This window comes from Rhizobium sp. CFBP 13726, from assembly GCF_014841925.1.
GTDB classification, from domain to species: Bacteria; Pseudomonadota; Alphaproteobacteria; order Rhizobiales; family Rhizobiaceae; genus Neorhizobium; species Neorhizobium soli.
On the sequence record NZ_JACYUU010000001.1, the window covers coordinates 1,133,285 to 1,157,867 of the forward strand.

The window sequence follows — 24,583 nt, forward strand, 5'->3', positions numbered from 1 at the left end:
AAAGCCGAAAAACCGGCGAAGATCAGCGTCAGGATGCCCTAGACCGGCATCCCAACCCAGGTCCGATCAAGGGTCCGGGGCCTGGTCGCCGTCATTGGCATCGGGTCCGCCATTCTGCAGGAACTTATCGGCGATCAAGCCGGCATTCTGGCGCAGCGACGTCTCGATTTCACGCGCCACTTCCGGGTTGTCTCGCAGGAACGACTTCGCGTTCTCGCGGCCCTGACCGAGACGCTGGCTGTTGTAGGAGAACCAGGCACCCGACTTCTCGACGATCCCTGCCTTGACGCCGAGATCAACGAGCTCGCCGGTCTTGGAAACGCCCTCGCCATACATGATGTCGAATTCGACCTGCTTGAAGGGAGGCGCCATCTTGTTCTTGACGACCTTGACGCGTGTCTGGTTGCCGACGACTTCTTCGCGTTCCTTGACCTGGCCGATGCGGCGAATGTCGAGACGAACGGACGCGTAGAATTTCAGCGCGTTACCGCCTGTCGTCGTTTCCGGCGAACCGAACATCACGCCGATCTTCATGCGGATCTGGTTGATGAAGATCACCATCGTCTTCGACTTGGAGATCGACGCTGTCAGCTTGCGCAGTGCCTGGCTCATCAGACGGGCCTGAAGACCCGGCAGGCTGTCGCCCATTTCGCCTTCGATTTCGGCACGCGGCGTCAATGCCGCAACCGAGTCGATGACGAGAACGTCGACAGCACCGGAACGCACCAGCGTATCGGTGATCTCAAGCGCCTGCTCACCGGTGTCCGGCTGCGAGATCAGGAGGTTATGCAGATCGACGCCGAGCTTGCGGGCATAAACCGGATCGAGTGCGTGTTCCGCGTCAACGAAGGCGCAAACACCGCCACCCTTCTGAGCCTCGGCAATGGTCTGCAGGGCAAGCGTTGTCTTGCCCGAGCTTTCCGGACCATAGATTTCGACGATACGACCCTTCGGCAGACCGCCGATGCCGAGCGCAATATCAAGGCTCAGGGAACCGGTGGAAACTGTCTCGATCTCGACGATGCTATCGTTCGAGCCAAGCTTCATGATCGATCCCTTACCGAAGGATCGTTCGATCTGTGAGAGTGCTGCTTCGAGCGCCTTGCTCTTGTCCACGCCTTTATCCTCTACGAGCCGCAATGAATTCTGTGCCATGAGGTCCCACCTTTAGGTTATTGCCGCCACGCAAGCAATGAAGCAGCCGATGGACATCGTGTACTCTTTTTGTTCTCATCAATCAAGAGGCTTTTATCAGCTTGATAGAACAGCGTTATCGCGAATTCGTTCCTGGAACGTTCTCGCGCGCATAACCTGTGGAAAGTCAGGCGTTAAAGCAAGAAGCCTCGCGGTTCGACGGACGAATCGCGAGGCTCCATAAAGGTTGGCAGGCGGATCAGAAAATCAGTCCGAGTCGAGCATCTCGCGAACCGCAACGGCAAGCTGCTTCAGCGAAAACGGCTTGGGCAGAAAACCGAACTTCGCATCGGCCGGCAGGTTGCGCGCAAACGCGTCCTCCGCGTATCCGGAGACGAAGATGAACTTCAGATCCGGATAGGATTTCCGCAGTTCCGTCAAAAGCGTCGGCCCGTCCATCTCAGGCATGACAACGTCGGAAACGACGATATCAACCTTGCCTTCGAGCTCGTCCATGATGTCGAGTGCTTCGACGCCGGATCCGGCTTCGTGCACGGTATAACCGCGTGTCTCCAGCATCCGCTTGCCGCCCCGGCGAACCGCTTCTTCATCCTCCACAAGCAGCACGACCGCAGACTTGCCCGTGAGATCCATATCCTCTGCCGGCGCTTTCAAAGCCACAGGCTGTGCGGCTGCCAGAGCTGCAGCCTCTGCGGCCTCTGGCGTGATGACCGGTATTTCGGGAATGTGACGCGGCAGGAACAGCCGGAAACTCGTTCCGCGACCGACTTCGGATTCCGGATAGATATAGCCGCCGGACTGTTTGATGATGCCATAGACCATCGAAAGGCCGAGACCTGTCCCTTTGCCCACTTCCTTGGTGGTGAAGAACGGCTCGAAGATCTTGTCCATGATCTCGGGCGGAATGCCCGTGCCGCTGTCGGCGACCTCGACCATCACGAGATCTTCCGCCGGCAGATCGGCCTGATGGAAGGCGGCGGTTTCCTCGGCCGTCACATTGCGGGTCTTGATCAGGATCGTGCCGCCCTGCGGCATCGCATCGCGCGCGTTGACGCAGAGGTTGATGAGAACCTGCTCGAACTGCGACAGGTCGGTGCGCACCGGCCACAAGTCGCGCCCGTAGTCGACATCGAGCTTGACATTGGTGCCGGAAATCAGCCGGTCGACCAGCATCCGCAGGTCGCCCACCACATCGGTGAGGTTCAGCACCGCCGGACGCATCGTCTGCTTGCGCGAGAAGGCCAGAAGCTGGCGCACCAGAACGGCGGCCCGGTTGGCATTGCGCTTGATTTCCATCAGATCGGCGAAGCTCGCGTCGGACGGACGCGCCTGCAAAAGCAGGTGATCGGACGACAGAAGGATAGCCGTCAGCACATTGTTGAAATCGTGCGCGATACCGCCGGCAAGAGTGCCGACCGCATTCAGCTTCTGGGTCTGCGCCATCTGCGTCTCGAGCGCCTTTTGCTCGGTCGTCTCGACGGAATAGATGATGGCCGCCTCTTCGGGTGCCTCGTCGCTCTCGTCGATCACCGCATTGACGTAGAAACGCAGATAGCGGGTCTCGTCGCCCGGATGCCGCGAATCGATCGGAGTAATGTCGCCCTGACGGTCGCGTGCGGCAGCAAGCGCCGCCATCAGCTGATCGCGGGTCGTCTCGTGCGCGATACGCTCCAGCGACGCACCACTTTCCACGTCGTCGCGGGTCAGAACCCCGGCGAACAGTCGCAGGAACGGCGCATTGATGCGCAGGATCCGGCCCTCGCCATCGACGGATGCAATGGCCATCGGCGTGTTGTTGAAAAAGCGCGTGAAACGCATCGCAGACGCGGATTGATCGGTGTCCTCACCATGCGGCCGGTTGATCACGACACTGCGGCTTTCGCCGGGCGCACCGTCGCGCATGGAGCTGACGCTGTGAACAAGTCGCACCGGCAGGCTCTGGCCGTTGGCACGGCGCAGGTCGAGATCGAGCGTTTCCGTACGCTTCAGGCCTGGCGCCGGTTGAACCGATTGGATCAGCGCCATGCCCTCGCCCGCCACGAGATCGTCGATCGTCATCGATCCCGGAGAAAACTTGGTCAGATCGAGACCCAGCCATTCAGCCAGCGTGGCGTTGAGATAGAAGATCTCGCCCTTCTTGCCCGCGGAAAAGAACCCGACCGGCGCATGGTCGAGGTAGTCGATGGCGTTTTGCAGTTCGCGAAAGAAGCGCTCCTGGTCCGACCGTTCCGAGGTCGTGTCGGTAATCTGCCAGATGTCGAGCTGCGCCTTGTTGTTTCCCGAACCCGCCAGAAGGCCGGCCTTCAGCCTGTACCAGAAGGCGCCCGCACCATTCTCTCCAACGACGGCAGTGCCCGTGCTGCGGCCAAGCGGCTGCAGCAGGCGGAATTCTTCATGACCCTCGCGGCCTTCCCGCAGCGCGGATGTCAGCCTGTAGAGCGCCTCGTTGGATTCGCGCGACTTGGACAGAAGCGTTTCAAGGGATTGGATATCGCTCTTTTTCGTCGCACCGGTCATCCGACCATAGGCAGCGTTCGCGTAGACGATGCGACCCTTGATGTCCGTGATCAGGATACCGTCCGGATGGCCGGCCAGGAAAGCGCGGGCGAGATCGTCGGACCGCGATTGCGGCATGACTTCCACGAGGCCAATCATCGAAGAGACGAGGAAAAATATGCCGACCATGGCAAGTATGCCCAGCAGGCCGAGCACAATTTCATTGTCGAGTGCCTGCTGAAAAACCACAAAAGCGACTGCAACGCCCAGCAGCACCAGCGCCAGAAGCACGATCCGAAGAATGGTTCCACCCCGCGTCTTACGCTCGACCAGTGGGGTCTCGTAGTTGCCGCCCTGCTGCAACTTCGTCATCAATCCCTCGCATTTCGCAACGGCCGACTGCCGAAGCCATCCTACTGCGGCCGTCATGCTCCACGGAGCCGAAAACCCTATGATTCCTTCTTAGCAAGTTGTCGGCGACGCAAAAAGCTCCGTTGTGCCAGAAAACCCGGGACAGTGAAGACTTGTGCCCTATCTTTCCTCTCCGAAGTGATGTTTTCCATCAAGACAGCATCGCAGCACCCCTTGATCGAAGCGAAAATTGTCGTCTTTTCAAATGTGACGATTGGCATGAGGAGTATCAGCATATGGCCGAAGAACTGATGGGCGCCTATGGCAGCCGGATGGTTATCGCGGTCCTCGGTGTCGGCATCGGGCTTCTCTTCCTGTTCGGCATCTTGTGGATGCTGCGCGGTCGCAATGGACCGTCGCCGTTCGTCCGCGGGGGACGCAACCGCAATCCGCGGCTGCAGGTGCTGGATGCGGCAGCCGTCGATGCACGCCGCCGCCTCGTGCTGATCCGCCGCGACGGCGTGGAGCACCTCGTCATGATCGGCGGGCCGACCGATATCGTGATCGAAACCGGCATCGCGACGAACTCGCCCTCACAGCCACCCGTCCTTGAAAGCGCGCCTTCTGAACCGCGTCCCGCACTTGCCCAGAGGCAGCGTCCGGACCCTCGCCCGGCAGCTCTGCCGGAGGCCGAACGATCTGAGGCCATGCGGGAGATTTCAGTGCGCGACGACACCCCGCGTGCGAAGCCACCACTCGCGACCCAGCCATCTCCCATTCCCGCTCGCCCTGTGAGCCCGGTATCCCGGTCGGAGCCGACGCCGACTGCGTCCGTATCGCCACCCGCCCCGCAGCGACTGGATCCGCCGGCAAGACAGTCCGCCCCCGAGCCACAGCGTCCGGCACCGACCGTCGTCATCCCGGCAACGGTTTCGACAGCCGCTGGCGTTGCCGCAGCGCCGATCGCCGCGGCAGCGATCACGGCGATCCCGCAGCCTGCACCATCCAGGGTCGACGATGCGGCAAACGCGCTTGAAGCCGCGCGCAGTCGGGTTCTTGCTCACGCCGAGCCCGACCAGCCGGCCGAACCGTCGCGCGTTGTTCCGATCAATTCCGAGGACCTCGCGACCGGCGTACAGTCGGCTCTCGAAAAGCCGAAGATGCTCGGGAGCGATTTCGAGAAAATTCTGGAAGAGGAAATGGCACAAAACCTTGCGGCGCGAGAAAACGCCGGCCGCGAGACGATCGCAGCGCCTGCACCAAACCGCCAGTTGCCGCAGCGCGATCCTGCTGTCGCACCGATTACCGGCGCGACTGCCGAGCCATCACTTCAGGACGAAGTCGCCCGTATATTTGGGGAAATGTCCGCCACGCGCGATAAATGACATGCAGGGCCGCGGGCTTTGCACGTATCCATGACATCAAACGACAAAAGGCACGGTTTCCCGTGCCTTTTGTCGTTTCTGCCGTAGACCATGCGTCAAGCAGAAATCATTCGTCGCGATAGACCTTTTCGCGACGCTCGTGCCGCTCCTGGGCCTCGATCGACAGGGTTGCGATCGGCCGGGCGTCAAGACGCTTCAGTCCGATTGGCTCGCCGGTTTCTTCGCAATAGCCATAGGTCCCGTCGTCGATGCGCTGCATCGCCGCGTCGATCTTGGAGATCAACTTGCGCTGCCGGTCACGGGCACGAAGCTCGATGGCTCTATCGGTTTCCGAAGATGCGCGATCGGCCAGATCGGGATGGTTGGCACTTTCCTCTGCCAGATGATCCAGAGTCTCCCGCGCCTCCCGCAGGATATCGTTTCTCCAGGCCGTCAGTTTTGCCCGGAAATACGCCTTCTGGTTTGCATTCATGAACTCGTCGGTTTCCGAGAGTACATAATTGCTAAGATCGATCTTCTCACTCAACGCGATTCTCCTGAAGAACATCTCGTGGCCGCTCTATATCGCTTTGGTTGTTCCGGTTCAAGCCTTCCGCTCGTTATTGAGGCAATTTTAAAATTGTCACAAAAATCAGCTAAATGACTATTTTCTATGCTTTAATCGACTGCGGTTAAAACCGGTTCCTGAGCAGCGCAACTGGCAATCATGGCGCAGGCGTGGTTGAAGTTCAGAAGTCACGGAATTACCGTCCAGGCGGTCAAAGGAGAATGAAATGGCGTCTTTCACCGATATGCCGACACTCGCGCCGCCGCCGTCACGCATCTACCTTCTCCGGCACGGCCGGGCGGCCAACCCGGAACAGGGTCAGAGAGATTTCGATCGAACACTGACGACGGACGGTTTCGCCGAAGCGGAAATCGTTGCCGACAAGGCGGCGGACCGTCGCTACCGCCCCGACGCGGTCATCAGTTCGACGGCTATGCGTTGCCGCCAGACTGCGGAGGCGGTGCGCCGCGCAATCAGCGAAACCATCGAGCCCGAATTCATCGACGAGGTCTACAACGGATCGGTCGGCACCTATCTTGCGCTGATTTTCACCAGCGACCGCAGCGGATCGGTGATGCTCGTCGGGCATAACCCGACGATCGAGGACGTGTTCGGGGAACTGATCGGAAAAGAGCATGCAGCCCGCGCCCTGCCCTCAGGGTATCCGACGGCAGGCCTTGCTGTCATCGATCACGCAGGCCGAAGCGACAGCTCGCAACCCGCATGGAACCTGACGGATTTCATCACGCCGTGACCACAGATTCCAAGGCATCCCATCCCTTTGCGCATTGCCTGACGGTCCCTATATAGCGACAAACAGTTTTGGAACGACACCTTGCCGCCAGCGCTCACCAGTATCACCGACGACGCGAAGATTGCTCTCGATAATCTCGCCGATCGCGCCTCGAACTTGGTCAATCCGTCGATGCGGCTTGGCGTTACCGGCTTGTCGCGTGCCGGCAAGACGGTGTTCATCTCGTCGCTTGTCCACAATCTCCTGAACGGCGGCCGGCTGCCACTGTTCGAGGCAATGCGATCCGGCCGGGTCTCGCAGGCGCGGCTCGAGCAGCAGCCGGACGACGCGATACCGCGCTTCCAGTATGAGGATCACATCGACGCACTGGTGCGCGAACGGATCTGGCCGGATTCGACGCGCGCGATCTCGGAACTGCGCGTCACGCTGGAATACCAGAGCGCCAGTGGATGGAACCGGATGTTTTCCCGCGGAAGGCTGTCGATCGACATCGTCGACTATCCCGGCGAATGGCTGCTCGATCTGCCGCTGCTGGCACAGGATTACCAGACCTTCAGCCGCAACACCGTAGACCTTGCCCGGACCGGCATTCGCGCCGAGTTGTCGAAGGACTGGCTTTCGTTCGCCTCCGGCATAGACATGGACGCACCGGCGGACGAAGGAACCGCGCGTCGGCTGGCCGAGAGTTTTGCGGCCTACCTGAAAGCCTGCAAATCTGATGAGCGCTCGCTCTCCACCCTGCCGCCCGGGCGATTTCTGATGCCCGGCGACCTGGAAGGTTCGCCCGCCCTCACCTTTGCGCCCCTCGCCGATCTTCCGGATACGCCGGCCCCGAAGGGGTCGTTCCGGGCAATGATGGAGCGCCGCTACGACGCCTACAAGACAATCGTCGTCAAACCCTTCTTCCGCGAGCATTTCGCGCGTCTCGACCGGCAGATCGTGCTGATCGATGCGCTGCAGGCGATCAACCGCGGCCCTGAGGCCGTGCAGGATCTGGAACGCGCACTGACCGACGTACTCGCCTGCTTCCGTCCCGGCCACAACAGCTTCTTCTCGTCGCTGGTCGGCCGACGCATCGACAAGGTGCTGGTCGCGGCCACTAAGGCCGACCATCTGCATCATGAAAGCCACGACCGGCTGGAGCGCCTGACCGGCCGCCTCGTCGACCGCGCCATCGAGCGGATCGGCATGGCCGGCGCCGGCATCGACGTGATGGCAATCGCCTCCGTGCGCGCCACGCGTGAAGCTTCCGTGAAGGACGGCAGTCACCAACTGCCGGTCATCGTCGGCACACCGATGGCAGGCGAAACCATCAATGGCGAAGTCTTCGACGGCACGCGGCAGACGGCGATCTTCCCTGGCGACCTTCCGGCCGACCCGGAAGCCCTGTTTCGGCAGCTCGGTCAGCCGGGCTCCGAGCTTCCGGATGTCAACGTGGTGCGCTTCCGTCCCCCGGCTCTCGACGAAAAGGGCGGCATCACCCTATCGGTCCCGCATATCAGGCTCGACCGCGCCATGCAGTTCCTGCTGGGAGATCGCCTCGCATGACCGACCGCAAGATCACCGATGACCGCCGCCGCCCGTCTTCCTTCGCCGTGGACGACGACATTCCGACAAAAGAAGAGCCGCAGACCCACCCGAACCGCGCACCCCGCCGGTTTGACGATGGCGTTGCCATCACGCCGGACGAGCTCGATCCGTTCATCAGCCCCCAGGAACTTTCAGCAGACGCGCTGGCCGTCGCCGTGCCGGTGAAGCGGAAGCGTTTCTCCTTCGCCAACCTCGCGGCCGCGGCCTTCGGCACGTTCCTGTCGCTTGCGTTCGGCCTCTGGGCGGATCGGATCATCCGGGATCTCTTTGCACGGTCCGACTGGCTCGGTTACGCCGCAGCGGCAGCGTTGGGCGTCGGCATCGTCGCGCTTCTGGTCATGGTCGGTCGCGAAATCATCGGGATGATGCGGCTTGCTGCGGTCCAGACGCTGAAGACGCAAGCGGAAGACGCCCTGAAATCGCCAAGGCCGACGGCAGCCAGAACCGTCGTCGCCGCGCTCACGAAACTGACAGGTCACCGGGCGGAGACCGCCCGCGGACGTGCCGCGCTCGATGCGACGAAAGACGACATCATCGACGGGCCACAACTCATCGATCTCGCCGAGCGAGAACTCCTGTCGCCGCTCGACCGGCAGGCACGCGTCCTCATTCTTGGCGCCTCGAAACGGGTCTCGGTCGTCACCGCTGTCAGCCCCCGCGCGGTCGTTGATCTCGTCTATGTCCTGTTCGAGGTGACACGACTGATCCGCGCGATGGCGGACCTCTACGGCGGGCGCCCAGGCACGCTCGGACTGTTGAAGCTCATGCGGGACGTGATGGCGCATCTGGCGGTAACAGGTTCGATCGCGGTTGGAGACGGAATCGCGCAGCAGGTTCTGGGCCATGGTTTGGCATCGAGACTTTCAAGCAAACTCGGCGAAGGTGTCATCAACGGCCTACTGACGGCGCGTATCGGCATTGCCGCGATGGATCTTTGCCGCCCTCTTCCCTTCCACGCTGTGAAGCGCCCGGGGATCGGCGATTTCATGTCCGACATCTCTCCCGTCGGCCCGCGCAAGACCGATTGATCGCGCCTCTGTGACCCTTAATGACCCGAAAAGATACCAGTCATTAACCATTCCAAGCTAATTTGCGAGGCACTTGAAGTTTCTGGTTTCCAAGGGAAAGCACATGTATTCGCGCTTCTTTTCGCTTTTCGGTGGCATCGTTGCACTGACCATCGCAACTGCTCCCGCCCTGGCACCGGAGGCCTCCGCGGCTTCGCGTGACAAATCCTTTTTCCAGCAGGTCGGTGGTGTCTGGAAGGGTCCGGGCGAAATCGTCGCGGGCAAGTACAAGGGTACGAAGTTCAGCTGCAACCTGATTGGCGCTGCCCAGCCGGATGGCACTGTCGGTATCAAGCTCGACGGCACCTGCCGCGTCGGCGTCTTCCAGCAGCCGATGTCCGCGGTCATCAGCCAGAGCAGCACCGGTTATTCCGGCAAGTTCCTGGACGGCGCCCAGGGCAAGGGCCTCGACATCGTCTCAGGCTCCGTCAATGGCGACAAGGTCGTGATGGGCATCAACCGTGCCCAGCTGAACGGCGCCATGGTCGCCAGCCTGCGCGGCGAGAACAAGATGAACATCACCATTTCGGTGAAGGTCGAAGACCAGATGGTGCCCGTGATCGGCCTGTCGCTGGATCGCGATCTGGATTCGATCGCCGTCGGTTCGATCAAGCCGTAATCCACCAGTCCCTGTTTGCGTCAGCAATCCTGATGCCTTTGATGTCCGCCTCTGCCAGCCAGTCGCGGACATTTTTCTTTCCAAGGACCATATCCGGCGCGATATCGGCAAGCGGCATCATCACAAAGCCCCTCGCCGTCATGCGCGGATGCGGAAGCTCCAGCGTCTCGGAGTGATACGCGCTGTCGCCGTAGGTCAGGATATCGATATCGATCGTTCGCGGGCCCCAGCGCTCGACGCGCTCACGCTTGCGCCGCCTTTCCATATCAAGACCGACATCGAGAAGCGGCTCGGGATGCAGCAACGTCTCGATCAGGGCGCAGCAGTTCAGGAACTCGGCCTGATCCGTCTTTCCCCATGGCGGCGTGGCATAAAGCCGGGATACGGCGAGCACCCGACAGTCCGATCGGGCATCGAGTTCCCTCAACGCATCTGCCATCGCAGCCCGCGGATCACCGACGTTACCGCCGAGCCCAAGGGCTACCAATTCCATCGAGCCGTCACGCGACATGCTCGATCCTGACTTCGGCATGATCAAGAATTCCCGGGATCGGCACGCTCGGCTTGCGCACCGTCACCTCGACCCTTCGGATCTGCGACGACCAGGCGCAAAGCGCCTTAGCAATGTCCTTGGCCAGCGTCTCGATCAGGTTGCGGCGCGTGCCGGTCACGATCCTCTCGACGATTTCATAGGCTTTGCCATAGTGCACGGTGCTCTCGACGTTGTCGTCCTCCAGCGCTTCTTCGGCATCCACATGCATGACGAGGTCGACATAGAATCGCTGACCGAGCCTCTCTTCTTCCGCAAAGGCTCCATGACGAGCGAAGAAGGCGCAGTTTTTCAAGGCGATGCTGTAGGTCCCCATCAGCTCTCCTCCCGTTGCGCCGCACGGGACGCCAGAACCGCATCTGCCATCAGCAGGGCATCGCGGTTGGCCGCGACATTATGAACCCGGAAGATCGCCGCACCAGCGAGTCGGAGGATCGCAGTCGTTGCAGCCGTGCCGATATCCCGCTGATCGGCCGGATCCCGCATCGTGACTGAACCGACAAACCGCTTCCGCGACGTCCCGGCGAGCAAGGGAAATCCGAGTGACTGCAACTCGCGAAAGCGGGCGATCAGTTCCATGTCGTCGTCCCGGTTCTTGGCAAATCCGAACCCGGGATCGAGCACGATCGCCGCATCCTTGATCCCGGCAGCATGCGCGATCTTGAGAGACCGCGTGAGGAAATACTGCTGGTCTTCGATCATGTCCGCACGTCGATCCGTCCGGTCGCGTCCCGTATGCATGATGCAGATACCGGCACCTGTCTCGGCCGCGACGTCAGCCATATCGGGTTCGCGCTGAAGTCCATGTACGTCATTGATGACGTGGGCGCCGGCAGCCGTCGCCAGCCGCGCCGTTACCGCACGATAGGTATCGACCGAGATGATAGCGTCGGTTTCGCCGACAAGCTTCTCGATCACCGGCAGGATGCGATCCTGTTCTTCGGCAGGCGTCACCGCCGCCGCGCCGGGCCGTGTCGATTCGCCACCGATATCGAGGATGGCAGCACCTTCGGCGACGCAGCTCAGCGCATGCCGCACGGCGCCATCCGTTTGCGCATGCCGACCGCCGTCGGAAAACGAGTCTGGGGTCACGTTGACGATCGCCATGATATGGCCTTGCGCGCCGAGTTCCAGCACGCGTCCGCGCGCCAATTGCCAGTGCGTGTTGCGCCGCGATATCACCGGCCAATCATCTTCGGAGAGTTGACGCAAAATTCAGGGACCTCGTGTTGCGCTTGGTCTCGCTATGCCCCAAGCTCTTTTAAAGTTCAACGTTGCAGGCCACAGAATGTTTTCAATGCGCGCGGTTCGCCGTCTCATCGGTACCGTACTTCTTGCAGGCGTCTTCGCCTCTCCCGCATCGGCCGCACCGATCATCACCAAGACTTACTCGTATTTTCAGATCGGCGGCAAAACTGCCGAAGACCTCGACAAGGAGCTGGAGAAACGCGGTCCGCTGACCCGCACGACCGGCCACCGTCATCCCGGTGCAACCGAAATCAAATTCGGCGGGGAAGTGACCTATGTCGAACGCGCCAACCGCTGCACGGTCGGCGCCGCAAGGGTCACACTGCGTACCCATATCGTTCTGCCACGCTGGATCAATCGACGTCGTGCAGACGCGGATCTTGGCATGATATGGGACACGCTTTCGGCAGACATCAAGCGCCACGAAGAACGCCATGCCGAGATTGCCCGCACCCACGCCCGCATTCTCGAGAGACAGCTTCTGGACCTATCGACGCCCAGCAGTTGCGATAGTCTCGAAAAGAAGGTGGCCGATGCGACTCGCGATCTCCTGGAAGCACACGACCGGGAACAGATGCGGTTCGACCAGGTCGAGTCGAAGAACTTCGACGAGCGGATGACCCGTCTTCTGAAATACCGGATGAAGCGCGACTGATCGGGCAGCGAAAGACGACATCGATCGGCACAGCCAATCAACCGACCCGTAGCCCGACCTTTCCCGAGACTTGCGCGGAGCTTTCGCACCACCCTGTCATTCATCGGTGACTTATAACAATATACTAATGTGTGTGTCTGGGCTAAAACCGTAGCAACAGAACGGCGCTGTGAACGACCCATATCAAGGGTTATCCAGCCGCCCGCGATCCCGGCCACGGTGCCAGGATCCACCCGTTCAGGCGCCGCAGATGTTCGCGGCCGCGATCAGGCACTTGGACCGAGAGAGGTCCCGCGTTGTTGCCTTGTACAAGCTTCACAGGTCTCCCCGGCGCAATTGCGGCCGCAGGCGTTTTCCTCCCTCGCCTTGCGGCTATGCGCCTGCCTTGCCTCGCTTGCGCTAACTGCGCAGCGAGGCATTTTTTTGGAAGAGGGTCGTCTGGTTTGGTTCAGGCCTGACGTTCTGGAACGTGCACGATCAGACCGTCGAGATCGGCCTTGATCTTGATCTGACAGGACAGCCGCGAGGTCGGCTTCACCTCAAAGGCGAAGTCGAGCATGTCTTCTTCCATCGCTGCCGGAGGACCGACCTTTTCGGTCCAGCCATCGTCGACATAGACATGACAGGTGGCACAGGCACAGGCGCCGCCGCATTCGGCCTCTATGCCTGGCACGGAATTGCGCACGGCGTTCTCCATCACTGTGGAGCCGTTGTCAGCTTCGATATCGAAGCGCGTACCGTCGAAGGCAACGAGGGTCAGTTTCGTCATAATCAGGAAATCCGCATTGAGTGGCAGTCTTGGCCGGTTGTCTTCCGATAAATCACCGGTCCAGTCAACACGAACGGACGACGCGCCGTTGTCTTGCGGCGCCCTCCAACTGTCACGGATCAGCGGCAGAGTTTCAGGATGAAGTTCTCGGCTTCCACGACACACGCGGCAAGCGCGGCCAAATGCGCGGCGTCGGCACCGTCTGCTTCCAGTTTCTCTGCCGCTTTGGAAACGCCGAACGCGCCGACCGCAGATGCAGCCCCCCTCAGGCGATGCGCCGTCATCGCAACCCCGGCAGCGTCTGCGCCCGTCATGTCCTGCAGCGCCCGGCGGGCGTTGCGGGCAAACATCATCAGCACTTCGTTTTCCAGTGTCTTGTCGCCCATCGTCTGGCGGGCAAGATGCACGAGATCGATCGGGCGCGACTGCGAAGGACATGCCCCGCGCGGGCTAGTGGGCGTTGAAAAAGCAGTATTCGCCGCTGACATGAAACTCTGTTCCTCTTTGGGGCTCAATCATGCGTCCCAGTGATGCGGGACAGCGGCTGCCTATCCCGTTAAATTCCGGCACAATCACGGCGCAAATTTCGGGACATGGTTAATTTCCATCAACCTCACGGAATGTCAGGGGTTTCGACATTTTTCGTGGTTTAAATTCTGTTAACAACAAATCTGCTTTCCGGGCCGATCCCGGCCGAGCAATTGTGTGAAAGACACGAATGTGTCACTACAGGACGGTTGAGATGGGTGTGTAAACCATCCTGCGTCTGACGGCGGAACGGTGGTAAGCTTTCATTATCATCCGTTTGCAACAACGGCCGTTCGAATTGTGAGTAAAGTGGAATTGCGGCCAGCATGACGCACGGGCCGGGTTCCGGTCGGCGACCCGACTTCCAGCCTGCAGGCGGCAGAGCTGGAACGAAAGCGCCGGGTGAGTGTAACGAGGCGTAACCGCATGGCGAAGAAAACGAGCAGCGAGTCGGTCGATGAGACGGCTTTCCAGGCACTGGAAGAAGCGCTGAAGATCGACTTCAACGGCGAGCAGCCTCGCGCCCGACCAACTCAGACCGCTTCGGAGACCAGAGTGTCGGATACGCCAAGGCAGCGCTCCCCATCGTCCTCACAAAATCCGCAATCCGCTCCGCCTCGTCAGGCCGGTCCCGAAACGACAGCCCGACAGCCCGCTTTCGAGCCGGCCAATGACGCCGGTCGCCGCACCCCGAATGCGATTCTTCGTTCGCTCGAAGGCGGCTCGATCAAGAGCGCCGTCCGCAACGCCGCCATTATCTCGTTCTTCTGGGTTGTTGCGGGTATCGGTCTCGGCCAGCTGATCTACGGCAGCCAGCTGTGGGAATTCACCTCGGTCGCCGGCGTCCTCGCTGCACCGGGAATCGTCGCCCTCGTTGTCGGCATCCTGCTGCCGATCATGCTGTTCTTCGCCTTCGCGATCATGATGGCGAGAGCTGCCGATCTGCGCAATGCGGCCCGCTCGATGGCGGAAGTGGCCCTGCGTCTCTCCGAACCGGAAACAATCGCCTCCGAGCGCATCATGTCGGTCGGCCAGGCTGTCCGCCGCGAAGTGTCTGCGATGAACGAAGGCATCGAGCGCACCATTGCGCGTGCCTCCGAGCTGGAAACGCTGGTTCATTCCGAAGTCAACGCGCTGGAACGCAGCTATACAGACAACGAGCTGCGCGTCCGCGGCCTGGTTCACGAACTCGGCGCCGAGCGCGACGCGATCGTCAACCACGCAGAACGTATCCGCTCGTCGATCGTCGGCGTGCACGAGCAGCTGAAGGAAGACCTGTCGCTGTCGACAGAGGAGATCTCCGTTCGCCTTGCCACGTCAGGCGAGGCCTTTGCCTCGATGATCGACACCCGCGCCGCGTCTCTCATCGCAAAATCCGACGCTGCCGGTGAAGCGCTCAGCTCCCTGATGGCGGCCCGTGCCGAAAACCTCGTCTCGAGCCTGGCATCGTCCGGTATCGCTCTGGCCACCGAGTTCGATATCCGCCTCGACACGCTCACATCGACCATGTCCGAACGCGGTCAGGAATTGCTCGGCCAGTTCGAAACCCGTGCGTCGACCATCGATGCCAACACCGAAAAGCTCAACGCCGCCCTCGCCGACCGCACCCGTCAGCTCAACGAAACGCTGCTTGCCCGTACCCGCGAGATCACCGAGGGCCTGAACGACAGCGAGAAGACACTCGGCGGCACGCTGGACACGGCAATCGCCGCGCTCAACCGCTCGCTCGACCAGAAGAGCGCCACCTTCCGTCAGAGCCTGCAGACTGCTTCCGACGACGCGATCATGGATCTCGACCTCCGCTCCGGCCTCTTCGAAGACCGTCTCCAGGCAACCGTTGGCCAGCTTTCGGCAACCTTCGACGACGGCCTGTCGCAGTTCACCACGGCATTCGACCAGCGCGCCGGCACGCTCGACAGCAAGCTGATGGACAGCCTCGCCCGCATCAACGAAACCGTCGCAGGCGGTTCGGATGCAATTGAAGGCATCCTGTCGTCCAGCATCGACCGGATCGGCAATGCACTGACCGACCAGTCGCTGGCGCTCGCAACGACGCTTGGAACCGGCCAGGAAGTGCTGGACTCCATGCTCGAAAACCGCGCCCGCGAATTTTCCGATGCGCTTGCTGCCCGCAGCAACGAAATCAGCCACAGCTTCGGCGACGCCCACAACAAGGTAGACGCCGTTATGGTCGAACGCGGCACGGCACTCGCCACCGCACTCTCCGATAGCCAGGCCCGTTTCGAGGACGCCGTCGGTTCGCGCGCGGACGCCCTCATCGATGCGGTCACCGGCAGCCACGATCGTCTTACAGAAGTCCTCGACAGCCGCACCTCGGCAATCAGCGAGCTGATGTCGGGAACACCCGAGCGCCTCTCCTCGATGTTCGACGACAAGACTGAAGTCCTGTCGAAGGCGCTGTCCGACAGCGAGATCCGGCTCGGCAGCGAACTGGAGCGCAAGGTGACGAGCCTCGACACGACGCTTGCCGCCAACCGCGACCGCCTCGCTGAGATCTTCGATGACCGATCGATGGACATCGCGACTTCGCTTGCCCTGCACGAAGATCGCCTCACAGGCGCACTCGAAGAAAAGACGGCAGCTCTGATCGGCGCCGTATCGGATGCAGACAGCCGTATTGAACACACGTTTGCCGCTCGCGCCGAAGCAATCCGCACGGCCTATACGGACGGCCAGCTGGGTCTCGATCTCTCGCTCGAAAGCCACGTCTCCGAGCTCTCCCGCATCATCGACAGCGGCAGCGAACGGCTCGATAAGTCTGTTGGCGGTGCAGCCGAACGGATCGAAGCCACGTTGGCCGAACGCACCGAAGCGATCCGCAGCGTCTATCAGGACGGCCAGATCGGTCTCGACATCACGCTTGCGACCCAGACCTCGGAACTGGCGCGCATTCTCGACGGCGGCAGCGAACGCCTCGAGAATTCCGTAGAAGGGGTTGCCGGCCGCATTGAAGCTGCCTTTGCCGATCGCACCGACGCGATCCGCAACGCCTATCAGGAAGGTCAGCTCGGTCTCGACATTACGCTCGAAACGCATGCCTCGGAACTCACCCGCATCATCGAAGGTGGCAGCGAGAAGCTTGAGACATCCGTCGGCGGCGCAGCCCAGCGCATCGAGAGCGCCTTCGCCGATCGTACCGAAGCGATCCGCAACGCCTATCAGGAAGGTCAGCTCGGTCTCGACATCTCGCTCGAAACCCACGCCTCGGAACTCACCCGCATCATCGAAGGCGGCAGCGAGAAGCTTGAGACATCCGTCGGCGGCGCAGCCCAGCGTATCGAAACGGCGTTCGCAGATCGTACCGACGCAATCCGCACTGCCTATCAGGAAGGTCAGCTCGGCCTCGACATCACACTCGAAACGCACGCTTCGGAACTTACCCGCATCATCGAAGGCGGCAGCGAGAAGCTTGAGACATCCGTCGGCGGCGCAGCCCAGCGTATCGAAAGCGCCTTTGCCGATCGTACCGATGCGATCCGCACCGCCTATCAGGAAGGCCAGCTCGGCCTCGACATCACACTCGAAACGCACGCTTCGGAACTCACCCGCATCATCCAGGGCGGTAGCGAGAAGCTTGAGACGTCCGTCGGCGGTGCAGCCCAGCGCATCGAAAGCGCCTTTGCCGATCGTACCGATGCCATCCGCAGCGCCTATCAGGAAGGCCAGCTCGGCCTCGACATCACGCTCGAGACCCACGCCTCGGAACTGTCGCGCATCATCCAGTCCGGCAGCGCGCAGCTTGAGACATCCGTCGGCGGTGCAGCGGAACGCATCGAAAGCGCGTTTGCAGATCGCACGGATGCAATCCGCAGTGCCTACCAGGACGGCCAGCTCGGCCTCGACATCACGCTCGAAACCCAGGCTGCGGAACTGTCCCGCATCCTCGACGGTGGCAGCGCTCGTCTCGAAAACTCGGTCGGTGGCGCAGCCACACGTATTGAATCCGCCCTCACCGATGGCACCAGCCGCTTCGAAACCGGCATGGCCGATGGCCTGCAGCGGATGGACGAAACCTTCGACGCCACCCAGCAGCGGATTGCTGCAACGATCGGCCTCGGTCACCAGCAGCTCGCGGATACGCTTGCCACAGCCGGACAGGACATCGCGCAGACGCTCGGCGCCGCCAACTACGAGATTTCCTCGACGGTCGGTTCGGGCGCCCAGAACATCTCTCAGTCCGTCGGCGACGCAACGCGCAACATCGCTTCGACCTTGGATGGAGCAACCCGCACCATCAGCGACACGGTCGGCACCGCTGCCGTACAGATCTCCGGCGTCGTCGATACCGCAAGCCGCGACATATCCGAAAAGGTCACGACGGCACACGGTCAGATGGCCGAGACGCTCGACACGGCAAACCGCCAGCTCTCGTCTACACTCGATGGCGGCTACGATCGCATTCGCTCGACACTCGACGATCGCGGCGGCCTGATTGCCAGCACGCTCACCAATGCGCAAAACCATCTGGCCGACTTGATGCTGGATCAGGCAACATCGATCGGCGCCACCATCGCAACCAGCGCCGGCATGCTGGAAATGTCCCTCGAAGCCCAGCAGGAATCGCTGCGCGCCACGATCGACGGCGCCGGTGAAAACCTGGAAACGCGTCTTCGCGAAAACGTCGGCGCGATTGCAGGCCAGCTCAACGAAGCCGCCCGCGAAATCACAGCCTCCGCAGAGGGATTCTCGAGCCGCGTCGAAGAAACTGTCGGCGGCGTTTCTACCGCCCTCGATGGCGCCGGCACCCGGATAGAGACGACTTTCGGTGGTCTGGAAGAACGCATCCGCTCGGAACTGGGCAATGCGACCAGCCTGGTCGACACGGCCGGCAACAGTATCGCCGATGCACTCGGCGCCCGCACCGCGGAACTGGAGCGCGTTACCAGCCTTGCGACCGATCGCGTTTCTACCGTGATGAGTGATCGCACGGCCGAACTGGAGCGCTTGTCGGGAGAAACTGCAGACCGCATCAATCAGGCGCTCGCATCCCGCACGCAGGAATTTGAGCGCATCGGATCCGAAACGTCGGATCGGATCGCCGAAACGCTGGATACACGCACCGCCCGCATCGAAGAACGCCTCGGCACCATGGACCGGGCGCTCACCGTCGGCCTAGACGCCGTGTCGCGCACCATCGAAGGCAAGGCTGTCGGCCTCGCCTCCAGCCTCCGCGACGCCGTCAGCGCCGCAGCGCAGGGCATGGATAGCGAAGCCAGCCGTTCGGCAGAGCTTCTTGCCCGCGCCGGCGCAGACTTCACAGAAGAACTCAGCACCCGCAACGATGAGTTTGCCCGCTCGATCGAACAGCGCTCCAACGATATCGTCGACCGCATTTCGGAAACCCAGAACCGGCTTGCCGGTCAGGCGGCAACCGTGGCGCAGGCCTTCTCGGAAGCCGGCAACGCGATCGTCCACAAGGTCGCCGAAGCAGACAGCCTGGTGAAGAAACAGGTCAACGCGATTTCGGAAGCGCTTGGCGATGCCGAAAAGGCGCTCGATGCCCGCGGTACGTCTCTGCGCGACACGCTTGCCGAAACCGCAGGCGAACTCGACAGCGCTCTCACGGCCGTCGACAAGGCGCTCGCTGCCCGTGGCGAATCGATCCGCTCGTCGCTCGACAGCCGCACCCGCGACCTGAACTCGATGCTCTCAAGCCGTTCGGCCGAACTCTCCAAGCTGATCGACGAAAAGGCACGGCCGCTGGTCGAGGAATATGCCGAGACCGGCCGGTCCGCCGCCGAGCGCATCAGCCAGGCCGCACAGGAAAGCGCCGAGCGCCTTTCCACGGCCGCCCGCGATACGACCGACCGCATCCGCAACGAGAACGACGCACTGGTGGAGGCGATTTCCGCCCGTACCAACGAGACGCTCGCTGCCATCAGCCAGCGGACAGAGAATGCCACCGGTGCCATGCGCGCCGTCGAGCAGAGCCTGTCGGCAAACGTCAACAGCCTGATCGAGCGTCTTGCCGAAAGCAATTCCGGCATCGCATCGCTGGTCGAACAGGCCGCCCGCAATCTCGGCCAGGCAGCGGACCGTGTCAGCGAACAGCTGTCCGACGCCGATCAGAAGCTCGATGCGACCGCCAACCGCTTTGCCGAATCGGCCAACAGCGCGGCCGACCTCGTGCATGGTTCGAGCCGCCTGCTCGAAAACAACATCGATCGCCTGGTCAGCATTTCCGGCCAGACGCTCAGCCAGGTCGGCGGCATCGTCGGTCGCTTCGACGATCACTCCAAGGTTCTCGCTCAGGCGTCCGAGCTGCTCGGCGCTGCCCAGTCGAACCTTGCAAGCACGCTCGACGAACGCCAGACCGCGCTTCGCACGCTCTCTGCCGGTCTCGTCAAGCGTTCGGAGGAAATCGAAGGCACGCTCAATGGTCTGACCTCCCTCGTCGATGGCGCCTTTACCCGCGCCGAAGATCGCACCTCGCAGATCGGCGCATCGCTGCGCGAAAGCCTGCACGCTTCCTTCGCCGATATCGGTCGCGGCCTGGGCGAAACCCAGCAGCGTGCCAACCTCACGGCCCAGGCTATGCGCGAGACGCTGAGCGAGGCTGGCAACGAGGCAAGCCGCGCCATCGAGACGACACTGTCGGATGCCGAGACACGCGCCCGCGATCTATCCGAACGCCTGCGCGGCAGCATCACCGGTTCGATGGGCGACATTGAGCGCCTGCTGGCCGACGCCGCAAACCGCACCGATGGCGCAGCCCAGCAGTTGCGCGATACGCTGCGGGTTTCGGTTGAAGAGGCGATCGGCCGCTTTACCGGCGCAACCGACGAGATCCGCCGCTCGGCCCAGGACATTCGCCAGGAACTCGATGCGACTCGCACCGAACTGAAGCGCGGCGCGTTCGATCTGCCCGAAGAAGCCAAGGAAAGCGCAGCCGCCATGCGCCGTGCCGTGGCTGAACAGATCAAGGCCCTGCAGGACATCTCGCAGCTAGTCGGCCGCTCCGCCCAGAGCCTCGACGTGTCCGAGCCGGTTGCAGTGTCGCGCCCTGCTCCGGTCGCCCAGCCGGCTCCGCAGCCGGCGGCCCCGCGCCCTGCAGCCCCGACGGCACCAGCCGCCGCGACAAGCGCACCGTTTGGCTCGTCTGTCCTTCGTGACAGTCTGCCACTCGATCGTCCGACGCCGAGCATCGCACAGGGCGTCAGCAAGCCGGTTGCCCAGGCGCCTTCACAGACGCCACCGGTAACGCAGGTTCTCGCACAGCCTCAGGCCCCGGTCTCCCGCGCACCTGAAGCAACGCAGCGTCCAGGTGAAGGCGGCTGGATCAGCGATCTCCTTCGCGGTGCGTCTCGTGACGATACAGCCGGCACAGTTGCTCGCCAGCCGCAGCAGCCTGCACGCCCGGCAGCAGCCGAACCGGCCCAGCCGGTTCGCACCAACGGAGACAACCGCAACCCGCGCCACATGGTGGAATCGCTCAACTCTCTGTCGGTCGACATCGCCCGCGCGATCGATCACGACGCCTCGGTCGACCTCTGGCGCCGTTACCAGCGCGGCGAGCGCGACGTGTTCACACGCCGCCTCTACACGCTGAAGGGTCAGCAGACGTTCGACGACATCAAGCGGAAATACGAACGCGAGCCGGAATTCCGCACCGCCGTCGATCGCTACATCGCCGATTTCGAAAAGCTGCTCGCCGATGTCGCCCGCACAGATCGCGACAAGACGGTCACCCAGAGCTACCTGACCTCGGATACGGGCAAGGTCTACACCATGCTCGCCCACGCGGCCGGACGTTTCAGCTGATCGATCCATTCCGCAGGGAATGCCAAAAACAAGAAAAGCCGCCTTTCGGGGCGGCTTTTTCGTTGGCGGATAAACCCTGAAGAAGCTGTTGGCGAGAGGGATACCCCGACCTCCCTCATCCCAGCCCTTGTGCCGAAATTCCAGCGGCACGAGGGCTGTTGGGGTCACAGACTCCTTCAGCTCAAGGACACGAGCTGACTGGATCCCCGCCACAAGGGCGAGGGTGAGAGGAGTTTGGTGACAGGCTCAGTTTCCAAACCGACCTGCGGAGTTTTTCGCCGGTACTCTTCACAGAACGCTCAGTCGCCCATCAAGCCGGCTTTCGATGGGCTGCACTGCATCGGAGCGAACCTAACGTCTGGCCCTCTTTCTACTCAGTTCCTCAACGGCCGCTCTTTTGCCGCGCCCCAGAAACTGAGCCGCGCATCGGGCGCGTGCCTGAGCAGCCTGATCTCCATCCGTGCACGAAGGTCGCTGCGAAAGCGTGACGCGTTCCGGGCGCCCCAGACGCCGATATAGCACGCGCCGGAGACATCGTTGCGAAACACCACGGCGCCGCCAAAGGCAGAAGCCAGGCCGCCTTCGCCCACCACGCCGCCTGCGCCATAAACCGCCACGACACTTTCCAACGGTGCAACGCTGACCACGGTGTCACCGGAGGGAGCAAAACCGGACTGCGTGAAAAGATAGACGGGAATTGGAAGTTCGGCCATTCGCTTGGCTTTCAGGAGAGGCAACCGAGATCGGAGCGCTGTTTATAGCGCAGGTCAACTCCATAACGGCCAGGCTATTAGTTCGGATTGCAAAGCCAGCTGTCACAGACGCATGTCAGATCTCGTGAGGATCGCAGTGCTGGAACCAGTATCGTATCGCTCAGCTGGCAGAGCGGGTCCGGGAGCCGGGTGGGCATCCTAACGCGATGCTTGGGACCATCGCCAAGCTTGACCGCCAGCGCCCTTGGGTAGCGTTCGCTCGGGTAAGATTACGTACTGCAGGAAAGTGCTTCTCTGCCGCGAATTGTTCGGCAGAGAAGTCTCCGCCAGGCCGATATCGCGCGGGTCGTCCCCGCGCGAAAAGGATCACATGGCCTTGAGAGCCCAGTCGACAATATTCGCGCCGACCTGTGCAAATGCCTTGTCCAGCGCTTCGATGAAGCGGCGGTTCTCGGTTCCGGCGACCGGCACCGTTGCCTTGAAGACGGTCTGCGCACGAACGCTGCCGTTGCGGTCGTTCAAGAGCTTTGCCGAGATCTCCACCGTGGCAAGCCTGTTGCCCTCAGTCACCACCTCGAAGCTGCGGATATCGGTTACGACCTGATAGTCGATCGCCAGACCCTGCCCCGGCTTGCCGACGCCGCCAACCCGTCCTGAGTTTTCGAACGCTTCGACCAGCTTCGACTGGACCAGTGCCGGAAGCCTGTCGCCCCAGCGGGAATTGGCCAGATACTGAACCTCGGAGGGCGAAATACGCACAACGACCTGGTCGCTGTTGAGCATCTTGACCGCAGTCGGTTCAGGCACCAGGATCTGCCGGCTCTTCGCGGTTGCTCCACTTGCCATCGGCGTGATCGACAGGTCGAACGTGTCGTTGTTCGCCTTGCTGCCACAACCGGCCAGAAGTGCTGCCATCAAAGGGGCTGCGATGATGATCGGATGGCGCATGACGCGAAGCATCGCAGATCCTTGCATGAAACCCTGAACTCCCCGCATGTTAGCGCCGTGTCCTGCCATCGTACTCTTTCACCGTTTCGCCGCCGAAGATCAGGCGCTGGGGGTTCTGGTCAAAATTGCTGATTGCCTGATTGAGCGACTGCACGGTTCCGCGCGTGTCGTTGATCAGCGTTTGGATGTCTCTCAGGCCACCGGACGAAAAGCGCGACAGGTTGTCGGCAATCGGTCCAACGCGCGAATTGATATTGTCGGCGACGGTGCGGAAGGATTCGAGCGTCTTGCGCGCCTCGGCAAACAGACCCTGCGAGTCGTCGCTGGAGACCAGCCCGTCCACCTTCGCCAGAATTCCGTCGACGCGGTTCGATGCGTTGTTCAGCTTGGTCGACATGTCCGTGAAGTTGGAGATCGCACCGTTGATGTCGTCGCGGCGGCGCGACACGTCGTCGATCACGTCGCGCGCCGAGCTGAGCGTCTGGCGTGCGTCTTCGGATGCCGACGAGATGTTGCGGATCGTAGCGCCGACCTGATTGACGTCGACAGCCGCCATCAGCGTATCGGCGCGTTTCAGGGCGCTCTGCGCATCGACGCCTGCCTGCTGGAAGCTCGCAGCCGCCTGGGTCACGTTCTGCACCAGAGGGCCGAAGTTGTCCGAGGCATTGGCAATGTTGCGAGTCACCCGTTCGGCGTTCGTTACAACCTGGTTGACCCGTTCGGCATCGATCGCCCGTACCAGCTGGTCAGCTGCTTCGAGCGTCGAGTTCAACGTGCCGGAGACGCGATCGACCGTCGCCGACAGCGTCGAAAGGCTGTTCAGGAATTTGTCGATGCTGTCCGAATTGTTGCTGAGCGCAGCCGTAAACGTCTCGACGTTGCGAATGGTCTGCGTCAGCGGACCACGTGCGTCTCCGACAAATCCCTGGATGTCGCCGATCGCCTGGTCGGCCCGGTCGAGGATCTTGTCGGCGGTCGCAAGAAGGTTGGTTACGCTCGACTGGTCGGCGATCAGCACCGCTGGACGGCCACTCTCGATCGCCTTCTGCAGGATGTTTTCTTCACCCTTGGCACCACCCGACATTTCCACATAGGCAGCGCCCGTCAGGCCCTGAACTTCCAGAACGGCCTTGGTCGACTGGTAGACAGGTGCGTCGGCGCGCACTTCGGTGAACGCGATCGAGTAGCGCGGATCATCCGGGTCGATGCTGAGGCTGCGCACGGAGCCGACCGGGATGCCGTTGAAGCGCACCGCCGAACCAACGGAAAGACCGTTTGCGGAGCCCGGAATGCGAATCGCCAGCTCAGCGGTGGGGCCTCCCCGGCCGGACGAAGCCATCCAGTAGACGAACCCGAAAGCGGCAGCCATTACCAGCAAGGTAAAAAAGCCGACGAGGGCGTAATTTGCTTTAGTTTCCATAGGTTA

Annotated in this window: 18 protein-coding genes; 7 read left to right on the forward strand and 11 right to left on the reverse strand. The window is 61.8% G+C overall.

Features of this window, described 5'->3' with window-relative positions:
- Window positions 1-66: 66 nt before the first annotated feature.
- Both recA and cckA read right to left on the reverse strand, forming a co-directional pair.
- Window positions 67-1,155, reverse strand: coding sequence for a recombinase RecA (recA, locus tag IFT66_RS05590; protein WP_062456635.1), 1,089 nt, complete (start codon window positions 1,153-1,155; stop codon window positions 67-69).
- 246 nt (window positions 1,156-1,401) lie between these two features.
- Window positions 1,402-4,023, reverse strand: coding sequence for a cell cycle histidine kinase CckA (gene cckA, locus IFT66_RS05595; RefSeq protein ID WP_062456632.1), 2,622 nt, complete (start codon window positions 4,021-4,023; stop codon window positions 1,402-1,404).
- A 275-nt stretch (window positions 4,024-4,298) separates the two neighbouring features.
- Between cckA and IFT66_RS05600 the strand changes: the two genes are divergently transcribed.
- Window positions 4,299-5,387 carry a flagellar biosynthetic protein FliO gene (locus IFT66_RS05600; RefSeq protein ID WP_192076953.1) on the forward strand — a complete coding sequence of 363 codons (1,089 nt, stop codon included), beginning with the start codon at window positions 4,299-4,301 and terminating at the stop codon, window positions 5,385-5,387.
- A 106-nt stretch (window positions 5,388-5,493) separates the two neighbouring features.
- On the opposite strand, the gene dksA is transcribed toward IFT66_RS05600, so the two are convergent.
- Complete coding sequence (dksA, locus tag IFT66_RS05605; protein ID WP_062456626.1) at window positions 5,494-5,913, reverse strand: RNA polymerase-binding protein DksA; 420 nt, start codon at window positions 5,911-5,913, stop codon at window positions 5,494-5,496.
- Between the two features lie 265 nt (window positions 5,914-6,178).
- Between dksA and IFT66_RS05610 the strand changes: the two genes are divergently transcribed.
- From IFT66_RS05610 to IFT66_RS05625, 4 genes are all read left to right on the forward strand, one after another.
- Complete coding sequence (locus IFT66_RS05610) at window positions 6,179-6,688, forward strand: SixA phosphatase family protein (protein WP_192077145.1); 510 nt, start codon at window positions 6,179-6,181, stop codon at window positions 6,686-6,688.
- An 81-nt stretch (window positions 6,689-6,769) separates the two neighbouring features.
- Window positions 6,770-8,236, forward strand: a complete 1,467-nt coding sequence (locus IFT66_RS05615) for a YcjX family protein (protein WP_192076954.1) — start codon at window positions 6,770-6,772, stop codon at window positions 8,234-8,236.
- Window positions 8,233-9,306 carry a YcjF family protein gene (locus IFT66_RS05620; protein ID WP_192076955.1) on the forward strand — a complete coding sequence of 358 codons (1,074 nt, stop codon included), beginning with the start codon at window positions 8,233-8,235 and terminating at the stop codon, window positions 9,304-9,306. The genes IFT66_RS05615 and IFT66_RS05620 overlap by 4 nt, the downstream gene beginning before the upstream one ends.
- A 103-nt stretch (window positions 9,307-9,409) precedes the next feature.
- Window positions 9,410-9,964 carry a hypothetical protein gene (locus IFT66_RS05625; RefSeq protein ID WP_062456618.1) on the forward strand — a complete coding sequence of 185 codons (555 nt, stop codon included), beginning with the start codon at window positions 9,410-9,412 and terminating at the stop codon, window positions 9,962-9,964.
- On the opposite strand, the gene folK is transcribed toward IFT66_RS05625, so the two are convergent.
- Genes folK through folP form a run of 3 tightly spaced genes read right to left on the reverse strand, consistent with a single transcriptional unit; the run spans window position 9,954 to window position 11,696 of the window.
- Entirely contained in the window at window positions 9,954-10,496 is a 543-nt protein-coding gene (folK, locus tag IFT66_RS05630) for a 2-amino-4-hydroxy-6-hydroxymethyldihydropteridine diphosphokinase (protein WP_249406345.1), read from the reverse strand. The genes IFT66_RS05625 and folK overlap by 11 nt on opposite strands.
- Window positions 10,465-10,830: a dihydroneopterin aldolase gene (gene folB, locus IFT66_RS05635; protein WP_113167795.1), complete on the reverse strand. Its 366-nt coding sequence runs from the start codon at window positions 10,828-10,830 to the stop codon at window positions 10,465-10,467. The genes folK and folB overlap by 32 nt, the downstream gene beginning before the upstream one ends.
- Window positions 10,830-11,696, reverse strand: coding sequence for a dihydropteroate synthase (gene folP, locus IFT66_RS05640; RefSeq protein WP_446737864.1), 867 nt, complete (start codon window positions 11,694-11,696; stop codon window positions 10,830-10,832). The genes folB and folP overlap by 1 nt, the downstream gene beginning before the upstream one ends.
- A gap of 106 nt (window positions 11,697-11,802) precedes the next feature.
- Here folP and IFT66_RS05645 point away from each other — a divergent pair, with 106 nt between their 5' ends.
- On the forward strand, window positions 11,803-12,417 hold the full coding sequence (locus tag IFT66_RS05645; protein ID WP_082471927.1) for a DUF922 domain-containing Zn-dependent protease: 615 nt from the start codon (window positions 11,803-11,805) through the stop codon (window positions 12,415-12,417).
- 448 nt (window positions 12,418-12,865) lie between these two features.
- Here the strand turns inward: IFT66_RS05645 and IFT66_RS05650 are convergent, their stop codons facing one another.
- Both IFT66_RS05650 and IFT66_RS05655 read right to left on the reverse strand, forming a co-directional pair.
- Window positions 12,866-13,186: a 2Fe-2S iron-sulfur cluster-binding protein gene (locus IFT66_RS05650; protein WP_062456606.1), complete on the reverse strand. Its 321-nt coding sequence runs from the start codon at window positions 13,184-13,186 to the stop codon at window positions 12,866-12,868.
- A gap of 119 nt (window positions 13,187-13,305) precedes the next feature.
- Entirely contained in the window at window positions 13,306-13,674 is a 369-nt protein-coding gene (locus IFT66_RS05655) for an Hpt domain-containing protein (protein WP_062456603.1), read from the reverse strand.
- 466 nt (window positions 13,675-14,140) lie between these two features.
- On the opposite strand from IFT66_RS05655, the gene IFT66_RS05660 reads away from it, so the two are divergent.
- Complete coding sequence (locus IFT66_RS05660) at window positions 14,141-21,496, forward strand: apolipoprotein A-IV repeat region-like domain-containing protein (RefSeq protein WP_192076956.1); 7,356 nt, start codon at window positions 14,141-14,143, stop codon at window positions 21,494-21,496.
- A 374-nt stretch (window positions 21,497-21,870) separates the two neighbouring features.
- Here the strand turns inward: IFT66_RS05660 and IFT66_RS05665 are convergent, their stop codons facing one another.
- The 3 genes from IFT66_RS05665 to IFT66_RS05675 form a co-directional block, all read right to left on the reverse strand.
- On the reverse strand, window positions 21,871-22,209 hold the full coding sequence (locus IFT66_RS05665) for a hypothetical protein (protein WP_192076957.1): 339 nt from the start codon (window positions 22,207-22,209) through the stop codon (window positions 21,871-21,873).
- Window positions 22,210-22,575: 366 nt separating this feature from the next.
- Window positions 22,576-23,184 carry an ABC-type transport auxiliary lipoprotein family protein gene (locus IFT66_RS05670; protein WP_062458021.1) on the reverse strand — a complete coding sequence of 203 codons (609 nt, stop codon included), beginning with the start codon at window positions 23,182-23,184 and terminating at the stop codon, window positions 22,576-22,578.
- A gap of 22 nt (window positions 23,185-23,206) precedes the next feature.
- Entirely contained in the window at window positions 23,207-24,577 is a 1,371-nt protein-coding gene (locus IFT66_RS05675) for an MlaD family protein (RefSeq protein ID WP_062456594.1), read from the reverse strand.
- Between the last annotated feature and the right edge of the window lie 6 nt (window positions 24,578-24,583).